Origin of the sequence: Pseudoclavibacter sp. AY1H1 (assembly GCF_002931055.1) — a bacterium.
In the GTDB taxonomy this organism is placed as follows: domain Bacteria; phylum Actinomycetota; class Actinomycetes; order Actinomycetales; family Microbacteriaceae; genus Pseudoclavibacter.
The window spans coordinates 94011-104883 of sequence record NZ_PSXX01000014.1; the positions used below are offsets into that span (position 1 = coordinate 94011).

Here is a 10873-nt window from a genome sequence, read left to right on the forward strand (position 1 = left end):
GCGGCCCGCCGGTGCACTGACGTCTCAGCTCAGATGACGAGCAGCGTCGACCCGAGGATGAGCAGCACCACGGCGAGGCCGACCCAGCTGAGCCAGGCCCATCTCTTGGGCTGGAAGCGGAGCGCTGGAGAGCGCAGCACGCCGACCGCGACCGCCGCGAGCGCTGGTGCCAGAGCGAGCCCGAACACCCAGCCGCCGACGCTCGCCCATGTTCCAGCGAACCAGAGGCTGACGAGGCCCGCGGCGGCGAGCAGCAGCCAGTTCACGATGGGCAGCGCCGCCTTCGAGCGGAACGCGAAGAGCAGGGCGAGACCCGAGGCGAGCACAGCGAATCCGAACGTCACCCACAGCAGGAGCGAGCCCTGCGCGCCGAGGTCGGGCACCTCGGCTCCGCTGAGCAGCGACACGGCGATGGGGTCGACGACCTGCTGCGTGTTCCCCAGCACGACGACCGCCTTCTGCGCTTCGCGGTCGATCATGACGACGGAGGCGAACCCACCGGTTCCGCCGCTGTGCCAGGTGAGCGTCGGATTCGAGTCGGCCGTGGGGTTCGTGACCTGCGTGCTCTGCCAGACCCAGCCGATGTCGCTGCCTTCGGCGAACTGAGCAGTCGGCTCGAGCGCCGACGCGCCAGGTGCGGAGCCGTCGAGGTTGGCGGCAGCCCACGCGGCGAGGTCGTCGATGTCGGTTGTCGTCGAGGATCCGGTCGGCGCGTACCCCTCGCCCCACCAGTGATCGGTCGAAGCGCCGTTGGCGAGGAAGCCTGGGGTGGTCTCGGCCGGCACCTCGGCCTCGGTCGTGGCGATGCTCGTCGACTGCATGCCGACGGGCCCGAGCACGCGCTCCTCGAGCAGCGACGGGTAGCTCTCGGCGCCAGACGCGTTGACGAGGGCCGTGCCGAGGAGCGCCACTCCGAGGTTCGAGTAGACGGGGCCCTGCGCGGGGTCGACGGGAGCGGAGGCCGCGTCGGTGATCATGGCGTCGCGCGTCTGCGGGCCGTAGGGGTTGCCTCCGGAGAGGGAAGCCGCGAGCGACTCGATGGCGAAGGCGGGGCCGAGGCGTGGGAGGCCTGAGCTGTGCTGGGCGAGGCTCGCGAGCGTCACCTCGCCGGCCGGAGTTCCCTCGAGCTCGGGGATGTGCGTCGAGAGCGGGTCTTCGGCGCCCACCTCCCCGCGTTCGATCGCATCGGCGAACAGCGCGGCGGTGAAGGTCTTCGTGACCGAACCCAGCTCGTAGAGCGTCTCGTTGGTAGGAGCCGGCCCGTTGCGGCCATCACCCGTCTTGCCCACCCCGGCCCACGTCGTGCTCTCCGGTGTGACCTCGGCGACGACGACGGAGCGGAAGCCGCCGTGCCCGCCCACCGCATCCACGACCCTGGCCGCGAGCGCCTCATCGCCGGTGACCTGCGTGCCGAGCGACTGACGCTGCGGGCCGACCACCATGCCGAGCACCACCGCGACGATCCCTGCCACGAGTGCCGTGATGACGAGGATGCGCTTCGCCGGACCTCGCGGTGCTTCTGCGATCTGCGGCGCCCCGGCAGGGTGCTCCTGCTGACGTTCGTGTGACATTCGCTTCCCCAGTTCTCGGCCGTGTTCCTGTCCCGTCCTCCAACGCTATGGGCAGCCACCGACACCGGCCTCGGCCGTGGGCGGGAGATGCATCCGCCCCACGTGGGAGATGCGGCGAGCAGCCGAACCCGTCGCATGGCGTCGCCCGAGCGCGCTGCAGCGCTCGGCGTGGCAAGATCGGGGGATGAAGATCCTGTCGATCCAGTCGTCGGTCGCCTACGGGCACGTGGGCAACTCGGCCGCCGTGTTCCCGCTGCAGCGCCTCGGACATGAAGTGTGGCCGGTTTCGACGGTCGTGTTCTCGAACCACACGGGCTACGGCGCGTGGCGCGGTCCGCTCCTTCCTGCGTCCGATGTGCGCGACGTCATCCTCGGCATCGAGGAGCGCGGCGCGCTCGCCCAGGTCGACGCGGTGCTGTCTGGCTACCTGGGTGGCGAGGAGATCGTGGATGTCGTCGTCGACGCGGTCAAGCGCACCAAGGAGCTCAACCCGGCGGCGAGCTACACGTGCGACCCCGTCATGGGCAACGCGAAGTCGGGCTGCTTCGTCGCTCCCGCGATCCCGGAGCTGATCCGTGAGCGGGTCGTGCCGGTCGCCGACATCCTCACCCCCAACCAGTTCGAGCTGGGTTTCCTCACGCGCACGACACCCGCGACGATCGAGGAGACCCTCGACTCGGTGCAGCGCGCCCGCGACCTCGGGCCGCGCACGGTGCTCGTCACGAGCGTCGAGCGACCCGACCGACCTGAGGGCACGATCGAGATGATGGCCGTCGACGATTCGGGGGCGTGGATCGTACAGACCCCGTACCTGCCGTTCAAGGCGAACGGCTCCGGCGATGTCACGTCGGCCCTCTTCACGGCGCACTACCGCACGTCGGGCTCGGCAGCCGAGGCACTCTCCGCGACCGTCTCGAGTGTCTTCGATCTGCTGCAGACCACGCTCGACTCCGGCGAGCGCGAGCTGCAGATCGTCGCGGCTCAGGATGCGTTCGCGAACCCGCGCATGCAGTTCGAGGTGCGCGAGATTCGCTAGACAGCTGACGCGCGTCCGGGTACCCGCGCGCGCCCGGGCTGTCCTTCGCGTCCGAAGTTGTGGCGAAGTGCATCCGGTCGACGCCCGGACAGCACTCCGCCACAACTCTCGAGCCCCGAACCGCCGGGCCGGCCGGCGCCCGCCGTCCTAGACGCGCGTCCCGCCCTGCATGACCCAGTCGAGGCGCGACTCAGCGAGCACGCTCACGTCGTCGAGCGGGTCGGTGGATGCGGCGATCAGGTCGGCGTGTGCGCCCGGCGCGATCACGCCGAGCTCACCTTCGCGCTGGAGCAGGCGGGCGGCCGTGGTCGTCGCGCTGCGGATGATGTCGATGACGGGCATGAACTCGGCGCGCACCTCGAACTCGCGGGCCTGGTGGCGCTGCATGCCGCCGAGCAGGTCGCTGCCGTAGCAGAGGTTGACGCCGCCCTTGTGGGCCTTCTCGAGCGCGACCTTGCCACCTTCGAGCACGTCGGAGACCTTCACCCAGTTGTCCTGCGGCAGGCCGTGCTCGCGACCTTCCTCCATGAGCGCCCAGTAGGTGACGAGGTTCATGGTGAGGTAGGCGTCGTGCTCGAGGAAGAGCTCGATCGACTCGTCGTCGAGGAGGTTGCCGTGCTCGATGCCGCGCACGCCTGCCCGGAGGGCGCGGTTGATGGCGCGCGCCGTGTAGGCGTGTGCGGTCACGTAGCGGTTGGCGGCGGTCGCCTCCTCGACGACGGCCTCGATCTCCTCGACGGAGAACTGCGTGGAGTCGACGCGGTCGGTGGGCGAGGCGACTCCGCCACCGGCCATGATCTTGATGTGGTGCGCGCCGCGGCGGATCTCGTCTCGGGCGGCGTGCCGGACGGCGGAGATGCCATCCACGACCCTGCCGATGTGGGAGCACGTGTACTCGCCGTCATGGCTGTCGCGGCCCCGCGAGCGCGGGTCGCCGTGCCCGCCGGTCTGCGAGAGCGCCTTGCCGCCGAAGAAGAGCCGTGGGCCTCGCACGAGGCCGTCGACCTGCGCGTCGTGCAGGCCGAAGTCGGCGCCGGCGACGTCGCGCACGGTCGTGAAGCCGCGGTCGAGCATCTCGCCCATGAGCTTCGCCGCCTGGAGCGCGACGTAGTTCGGCGATTCCTCACCCATCGAGGGCAGGTCTGCCGTGTGGGCGGTGACGTGCACGTGGCAGTCGATGAGGCCGGGCAGGAGGTATCGACCGGCTGCGTCGAGCTCCTCGACGCCGTCCTGCGCTGCGATCTGCCCGCCGACCCGTTCGAAGCGCCCGTCGCGGATCGAGAGGTCGCCCGTGCGGTACTCCCCCGCGTCGACGTCGAGCCACGTGGCGTTGCGGATGATCAGGTTCGAGGTCATGCGGATGCTCCCTGCTGCTCGGCGCTCTCCACGCCGGTGTCGATGATCTGCACGGCGCGTTCCTGCGCCGTCGGCGTGTAGGTGCCCTCCGGGGCGCACATGTTGACGGTGGCGAGCGGGGTGCCGTCCGGGCCCGGGATGGGCACGTTGAGGATGGAGCCGCAGCCGAGGGCCTTGATCGTGCTCGCGTCGTCGAAGATGCGGTCGAGGTCTGCCGGGGTGGCACCGAGGAACGGCTCCCCCGAGTCGCGGCAGGCGGCGACCCAGTCTGGGGACACCTGCGTCGCGACCTGCTTCGTGCCGCCGACCGGGTACTCGTCGGCGTGCGACGAGTAGATGCGCTCCATGACGGCCCCGCCCTCGGTGAAGCGAAGGACCGTGAACAGCACGACCCCCACCTCCTGCTCGATCGTGTGGTGGATGCTCGCCCAATCCACCGCTTCCAGTGCCACCTCGCTGTTCCGTCCGAGTTCTCCGTTGCGCACTCGTTCTCCATTCGGGGTCATGCGTTGCTCTCCTTCTTCTCGATTGCCTGCTTGTCCGTGCCCTTGCCGCTTCCCGTGATGTCCTCGAGCGAGCGCCCGGCGGTGCGGACGGCGAAGAGGAGCGTGCAGGCGACGCCGATGACGAGCACGGTCGTGGTCATGCCGAACACTCCGACGAAGCCCCACTGGGCGGCGAAGGTGCCGATGATGATGGGGGCCGTGATCGAGCCGATGCGGCCGAACGACGAGCTCATCCCGACGCCGGTCGCGCGCAGCCAGGTCGGGAAGACCTCCGGCGTGTAGGCGTAGACGCCGGCGTAGGTGCCGTTGAGGAAGAACGAGAGGACGATGCCGGCGACCGTGACCATGATCGGGTCGTTGGCCTGGCTCATCCACAGTGCCGCACCGGCGGAGCCGATGAGGTAAAGCGCGATCGTGAACTTCCTGTCGAGCTTCTCGTTGAGGTACGCGGCGCTGAAGTAGCCGGGGATCTGTGCGAGGTAGATGTAGAGCGAGTACGTGAAGCTCGTCGTCACGTCGATGCCGCGGTCGACGAGGAGCGTCGGGATCCAGGTGAAGAAGCCGTAGTAGGAGAACGTGATGACGAACCAGATGAGCCAGGTCGTCGCCGTGATGCGCCACATGGTGCGGCCCCACAGGAACTTGACGGCCTTGATGAAGCCGAACTTGACGGGCGCTTCCTCTTCTGGCGCGTTCGGGTCGACAGCCGGGAGGTCCTTGCCGGTGGATGCACGCACTCGGTCTTCGAAGCTCGCGACCACCGCTTCCGCTTCCGCGTGCCTGCCGACGCTGGCGAGGTAGCGCGGCGACTCGGGGAGCGAGCGTCGCCACCAGAGCAGCATGACGATGGGCAGGAAGGTGAGGACCTGCGCCCAGCGCCAGCCATCCTCCGACGCGGGGACGACGAAGCGCCCGATGAGTGCGGCGGCGACGAACCCGAAGGAGAAGAACCCTGCGAGCGTGCCCACGAACCAGCCGCGTCGGTGCTTGGGCACGAACTCGGAGAGGAAGGGCGCGATGATGGCGCTCTCGGCTCCGGCTCCCATTCCGGCGAGGATGCGCATGAAGAGGAAGATCTCGAAGTTCCAGGAGAGGGCCGCGACGAGGGATGCGACCGCGTACAGCACCAGCGACCACATCATGACCTTCTTGCGGCCGATCTTGTCGCCGAGGTAGCCGGCGAGGAGGGCCCCGAAGAGGAACCCGAAGGGGGCGGCGGAGCCGACGAGGCCGAGCTGCGCGGCCTCGAGGCTGAAGACGTCGCGGACGCTCGGCATGAGGAAGGCGACGATCGCGCCGTCCATGCCGTCGAAGGTGTAGCCGAGCCCGCCGATGAGGAGGAGCGCGTAGTGGGGTTTGCTGATCGGCAGGCGATCGAGCCGTGCTGTGAGTGACAACGGGGTCTCCTGAGGGATCGGAACGTCGGTGTTCGAGAAAGCATGATCCAGCCGCATCCATCATGCAACAGAGATTGCAGAAATGTAACCCGCGCGAAATCTCTTGCAGGATTGTCCGGGGAACCGAACCGCGGCACGCGACCCCCAGCGGATCCGTGCTGAAATGAACACATGCCAGCCGTCGAACCGCCCACCGACGACGAGACCCGACTCTCCCCCGACGCGTGGCTGCGGGGCGTCCTCGCCGGCAGCAATCTCGGCCCCACCAGCCAGAAGCTGGCGAACTACCTCGTCACGAACATCAACGCCGCCAGCTACGCGCAGGCCTCCGAGATCTCGGCGTCGGCGAGGGTGAGCGCGTCCACGACGACGCGCCTCGCCCAGCAGCTCGGCTTCAAGGGCTGGCCGGACCTGCAGCAGGCCCTGCGAACCCGCTACCTAGCACAGCTCTCGATGGTCGACATCGCCGAGATCCACGGCCTCACGGACACTCCGTTCCAGAACGCGCTGCGCAACGACGCCGCACTGCTCGCGGCCACGATGCGCGACATCGACGACGTCGCGATCGCCCGCGTCGCGTCGGCCGTGCAGTCGGCGAAGCGCGTGCACGTCACGGCGATGGGCAGCTTCGCCGCGGTTGGCCAGGCGCTCGTCCACAACCTGCAGATCGCCGGCTACCACGTGCACGCGCTTCTCGACCGCGACAGCGCGCTCTCGAACAGCGTCGCCCAGATGGGGGCCGGGGACCTGCTCATCGTGTGCAGCTACTGGCGGCACTACCGCACCATCGTTGCGGCCGCGAACGCCGCCCACCGGCAGGGCGCGACGGTCGTGGCGCTCACCGACTACCTGCCCCCGCAGCTCGAGGGCGCCGTTGACGACCTCATCAAGATCCCCGCAGAGGGAACATCGTTCTTCCCGTCACTCACCGTTCCCATGGCGGTGCAGCAGGGCCTCGTCGCAACGCTCGCGCAGCTCGACCCAGAGGCCACCAAGGTGCGCATCGACGCCGCCGAGCGGCTGTGGAACGAGCTCGACATCCTCATCGACCCGCGCGCAGCCGAGTAGGCACGAGGTCTTCGAAGGTCGCACTCACCAGAACGCCACCGTCGAACCGCTCAGACACGGCATCCTGCGTGCTTGGATGACGCCCATGACCGCACCCGCCGCGCCTGCCCCCGGCGCCCACGCGAACGAACCGCACGACGCGTCCATCCACGGCCGCCTGAACTGGCTACGCGCCGGAGTCCTCGGCGCGAATGACGGCATCGTGTCGGTCGCGGCGCTCGTCGTCGGCGTGGCCGGGGCCACCACCGCGACGCCCGCGATCCTCACGGCGGGGGCCGCGGGACTCGTGGGCGGCGCGATCTCGATGGCGCTCGGCGAGTACGTGTCCGTCAGCAGCCAGAGCGACAGCCAGCACGCGCTCATCGCGAAGGAGCGTCGCGAGCTCGAGGAGGAGCCCGAGGAGGAGCTCGCCGAGCTCGCGGGCCTCTACGAGCAGAAGGGGCTGACTCCGGAGACCGCGCAGCAGGTGGCCATCGAGCTCACGGCACGAGACGCGCTCGCCGCCCATCTCGAGACCGAGCTCGGACTGAGTGAGGAAGCCGTCGCGAGCCCGCTCGCCGCGGCTGCCGCATCCGCACTCGCCTTCACGACCGGCGCACTGCTGCCACTGCTGTCGATCCTGCTCCTGCCCGAGAGCATCCGAGTGCCAGGGACCTTCGCCGTCGTACTGCTCGCCCTAGCAGCGACCGGCTACTTCAGCGCTCGCATCGGGCAGAGCCCACTCTTGCGACCGACGATCCGCGTCGTCGCCGGAGGCGCGCTCGCGCTCGGCGCGACGTTCCTGATCGGCTCGCTGCTCGGCACCTCCGGCATGGTCTGAGCCTCAGAACATGGGGTGGTCGTGGATGCTCGTGGCCGGCACCTGCTGGAGCACGTCCCAGTGCTCGACGATGCGGCCACCCTCGAAGCGGTAGATGTCCGCGACCGCCGCGTCCGGGGCGCCGGGGCGGGAGGCACGCACGTGCACCATGGCCAGGTCGCCGTCGACGATGATGCGCTCGACGCTGAAGGTCGCATCCGGTGACCCGTCGAACTTCGGCGTGAGCGCCTCGACGGCAGCCGCGGGCCCGTCGGCGATGTTCGGGTTGTGCTGGCGGTAGTCGGAGGAGACCAGGGAGTCGAAGGCGTCAGCCACGCGCTTGCGCGTATAGAACAGCTCGACGAAGTGCTCGAATGCGGCGCGGTTGTCAGTCATCGGTGGGGTCACGACCTTCGGTTCGCGGGGCGCGCCGGTGCCGACGCTGGCGATTCCAGCTTGGCGGCCGACGGCCCGAAGCGCACATCACGGGTGCGGATGCGCGGCATCAGCGCCGCGAGCACCGCGCCCGCTCACCCCTTCGGATGAAACGGGACACCGCAGGCGCCCACGTCCTCCTCCCCAACCGGAATCGCCCCTAGCTTGGTGAGCATGCTCCGAATCCTTGATCGCCTCTCCACCGCCCGACTGCGCTGGCTTCTCGAGCCCGCAGTGGGTGCGCTCTTCGTCGCACTGTGGTGTTTCGCGGAGGTTGGGCGGTGGAACAGCCACCTGCCGTTCTACGCGGCACCGGTCATCTACGGCGTTGCCATCGGCATCTCGCGACGCTTCCCGCGGGTCGCCCTGGGCATGGGGCTGCTGGTCCCGGTCCTGCAGCTGTCGTGGGCGATCCCGATGGCGGACTCCACGGGCTGGCCCATCCACTTCGGGATGCCGATCGTGGTGTTCTTCATCGCGCTCAACGCCGTTGGTCATACCCGCTCGATCGCACTGGGAGCCGGCGTTCTGCACGGCATCGGGATCGCGTTCCTGTTCGTCTATGTCGGAGGCTGGCTGCAGTGGGCGGGACCGATGCCGGGAAGCCGATTCGCCGTGCCTGGGGCCGAGTTCCCGTCCGTCTCTGACGTGATCGCGAGCCAACAACAGAGTTCCGTCGCCCAGGACGATGGCTCGGTACTGACCTCCACCACGTTCTTCGAGGGCGCCGAGAGTGAGCCGGTCGCGATCGTGGAATCCTACGGCCCGCCTGAGTCCGAGCTCATGCTGCAGACGGCCGCCCAGCTGGCCTTCCTCTTCGCGCTCTTGGCGGTCGCAGCCTGGGTTCTCGGCGTGGCCATTCAGTACGCGGTCAAGCGGCGACGCGATCAGGCGATGCGCGTAGCCCTCGCCGGCGAGCTCTCCGCGTCTTCCGCCGAAGTGCTAGTCCTGCAAGAGCGCTCTAACATCGCTCGCGAAGTGCATGACGTGCTCGCGCACTCGCTGACCGTGACGATCTCGATGGCGGACGGCTCGAGGCTGCTTCGCGAGTCGCGCGGCGAACCCGCCGACGACCTGCAGAAGATCGCCGACAACGCTCGGAGCACGCTCCTCGAACTGCAGGGCCTCCTCGAGGACATCGGCGGGGCGGGCTCAGCCCCGCAGCCGAAGCTCGATGAGCTGGGCGCCCTCATCGATCAGGCCTGCGACGCCGGGCTCGAGGTCGAGCTGCGACACCTCGGCGAACGCAAGCGGCTCTCCCAGGTGCAGGAGCTGAGCGTGTTCCGGATCGTGCAGGAGAGCCTCACGAATGCGATGAAGCACGCGGGCTCCGAAGCGTCGGCAACGGTCTCCCTCGACTGGCGCGGCGCCGGGCTCTCCCTCAACATCGTCAGCACCGGGGCCAGCAGTTCGGGTTCCGCAGAGGATCCGCCGCAGCGCAGCGGCCTCGGGCTGACGGGAATGCGCGAGCGTGCGCGCCTCGCGGGCGGCTGGCTGACCGCGGGGGCCGAGCCGAGCGACGGCGAGGCGAAAGAGCGCCAGGTCTTCGTGGTGACGGCCTTCATCCCGACGCAGGACATCGTGCCGCGGGTCGCTGCGACCGAGGACGCCCACCTCGCCGCCAGCCGCAAGGAGGACGCGCAGTGAGCGACGACACCGCCACCCAGCCCGTGGACATCCGCGCCGCTCGATCAGACTCAGACCCGCGCATCCGCATCGCCCTCGTGGATGACCAGGAGCTGTTCGTCTACGGCATGCGGATGCTCGTGGAATCTCAGCCCGACCTCGAGCTGGTCGGCACGGCGAGCGACGGCGGCGAAGCCGTGGAGCTCGTCGTCGGAGAACGCCCCGACGTGGTGCTCATGGACATCCGCATGCCCGGCCTCAACGGAATCGCCGCGACCAGGCGCATCCTGGAGGCGGCCCCGTACGCCGACGAGACGGGCCCGCGCCCGCGCGTCGTCATGCTGACCACGTTCAGGCAGGACGAGGCGGTGCTGCAAGCCATGCACAACGGCGCGAGCGCGTACGTCACGAAGGATGCGACGCCCGAGATGCTGCTGGACACGATCCGCGCCGTGCACGCGGGCGATGCCCCGGCGATGCCGGTGGGGCGCATCGCTCGCGGGGCGTCTCCGGCCCCGGAACCGACCGCGATCGCCCCACGCCCCGACGTCGCGATCGCCGCACTGTCCCCTCGAGAGCGGGAGATCTTCCTCCTCGCCGCGAAGGGGCTGCGCAACAGCGAGATCGCGGCCGCCGCGTTCGTGAGCGAGGCGACCGTGAAGACGCACGTCCGCAACGTGCTCGCGAAGCTCGAGCTGTCGAGCCGCGCCCAGATCGTCGTGTTCGCCTACGAGCACCGCCTCGTCACCGGGTAGCCCGCGCGCGGCTCACGCCGCCGGGTCGCCTGGCGCGGCTCCGCGTCACCGCCCCACTCATCCGCCTCCTCCTCCCCCCCCCGTCTCTGCAGCCGTCCGGCAAGATTGTGGCGGAGTGCTGCCCGAGAGCTCTCGAACAGCACTCCGCCACAACTCCTCGAGCATCCGTCCGCGTGCGACGGAGCGCGGGCACCCACTATTTCTCGTCGCAACGCTTGCGCCTCACTGCGACAACCGCGCCGCATCCCACGCTCACCGCGCCGAGTCCAGCGGTGACCGCGCCAACCCCCGGCCCACCCAGCCGCCGCGAGTCCCGCATCCCAC

General features: G+C 69.4%; 10 protein-coding genes. 5 read left to right on the forward strand and 5 right to left on the reverse strand.

What is annotated here, in order from left to right:
- Nucleotides 1–29: 29 nt before the first annotated feature.
- The gene (locus tag C5E05_RS17420; RefSeq protein WP_104342645.1) at nt 30–1571 is read right to left on the reverse strand and encodes a serine hydrolase; all 1542 of its coding nucleotides are present in this window, start codon (nt 1569–1571) and stop codon (nt 30–32) included.
- Nucleotides 1572–1755: 184 nt separating this feature from the next.
- Between C5E05_RS17420 and pdxY the strand changes: the two genes are divergently transcribed.
- Nucleotides 1756–2607 (forward strand): pyridoxal kinase PdxY, encoded by an 852-nt coding sequence (pdxY, locus tag C5E05_RS17425; protein WP_104244693.1) that lies wholly within the window; start codon nt 1756–1758, stop codon nt 2605–2607.
- A gap of 147 nt (nt 2608–2754) precedes the next feature.
- Here pdxY and C5E05_RS17430 read toward each other — a convergent pair whose 3' ends face one another.
- The 3 genes from C5E05_RS17430 to C5E05_RS17440 are packed head-to-tail and all read right to left on the reverse strand — an operon-like array spanning nt 2755 to nt 5866.
- The gene (locus tag C5E05_RS17430; protein WP_104299977.1) at nt 2755–3963 is read right to left on the reverse strand and encodes an amidohydrolase family protein; all 1209 of its coding nucleotides are present in this window, start codon (nt 3961–3963) and stop codon (nt 2755–2757) included.
- Complete coding sequence (locus C5E05_RS17435; protein ID WP_104299980.1) at nt 3960–4469, reverse strand: hypothetical protein; 510 nt, start codon at nt 4467–4469, stop codon at nt 3960–3962. The genes C5E05_RS17430 and C5E05_RS17435 overlap by 4 nt, the downstream gene beginning before the upstream one ends.
- Nucleotides 4466–5866 carry an MFS transporter gene (locus C5E05_RS17440; protein WP_104244687.1) on the reverse strand — a complete coding sequence of 467 codons (1401 nt, stop codon included), beginning with the start codon at nt 5864–5866 and terminating at the stop codon, nt 4466–4468. The genes C5E05_RS17435 and C5E05_RS17440 overlap by 4 nt, the downstream gene beginning before the upstream one ends.
- A 171-nt stretch (nt 5867–6037) precedes the next feature.
- Between C5E05_RS17440 and C5E05_RS17445 the strand changes: the two genes are divergently transcribed.
- A complete protein-coding gene (locus C5E05_RS17445; protein WP_104305591.1) occupies nt 6038–6934 on the forward strand; it encodes a MurR/RpiR family transcriptional regulator in 897 nt (298 codons plus the stop codon).
- Nucleotides 6935–7019: 85 nt separating this feature from the next.
- The gene (locus C5E05_RS17450; protein ID WP_104342647.1) at nt 7020–7754 is read left to right on the forward strand and encodes a VIT1/CCC1 transporter family protein; all 735 of its coding nucleotides are present in this window, start codon (nt 7020–7022) and stop codon (nt 7752–7754) included.
- Between the two features lie 3 nt (nt 7755–7757).
- Here C5E05_RS17450 and C5E05_RS17455 read toward each other — a convergent pair whose 3' ends face one another.
- On the reverse strand, nt 7758–8129 hold the full coding sequence (locus C5E05_RS17455; protein ID WP_104299986.1) for a nuclear transport factor 2 family protein: 372 nt from the start codon (nt 8127–8129) through the stop codon (nt 7758–7760).
- Between the two features lie 213 nt (nt 8130–8342).
- Between C5E05_RS17455 and C5E05_RS17460 the strand changes: the two genes are divergently transcribed.
- Complete coding sequence (locus C5E05_RS17460; RefSeq protein ID WP_104342648.1) at nt 8343–9815, forward strand: sensor histidine kinase; 1473 nt, start codon at nt 8343–8345, stop codon at nt 9813–9815.
- Nucleotides 9816–9922: 107 nt separating this feature from the next.
- Nucleotides 9923–10549 carry a response regulator transcription factor gene (locus C5E05_RS17465; RefSeq protein WP_104342654.1) on the forward strand — a complete coding sequence of 209 codons (627 nt, stop codon included), beginning with the start codon at nt 9923–9925 and terminating at the stop codon, nt 10547–10549.
- Nucleotides 10550–10873 lie beyond the last annotated feature (324 nt).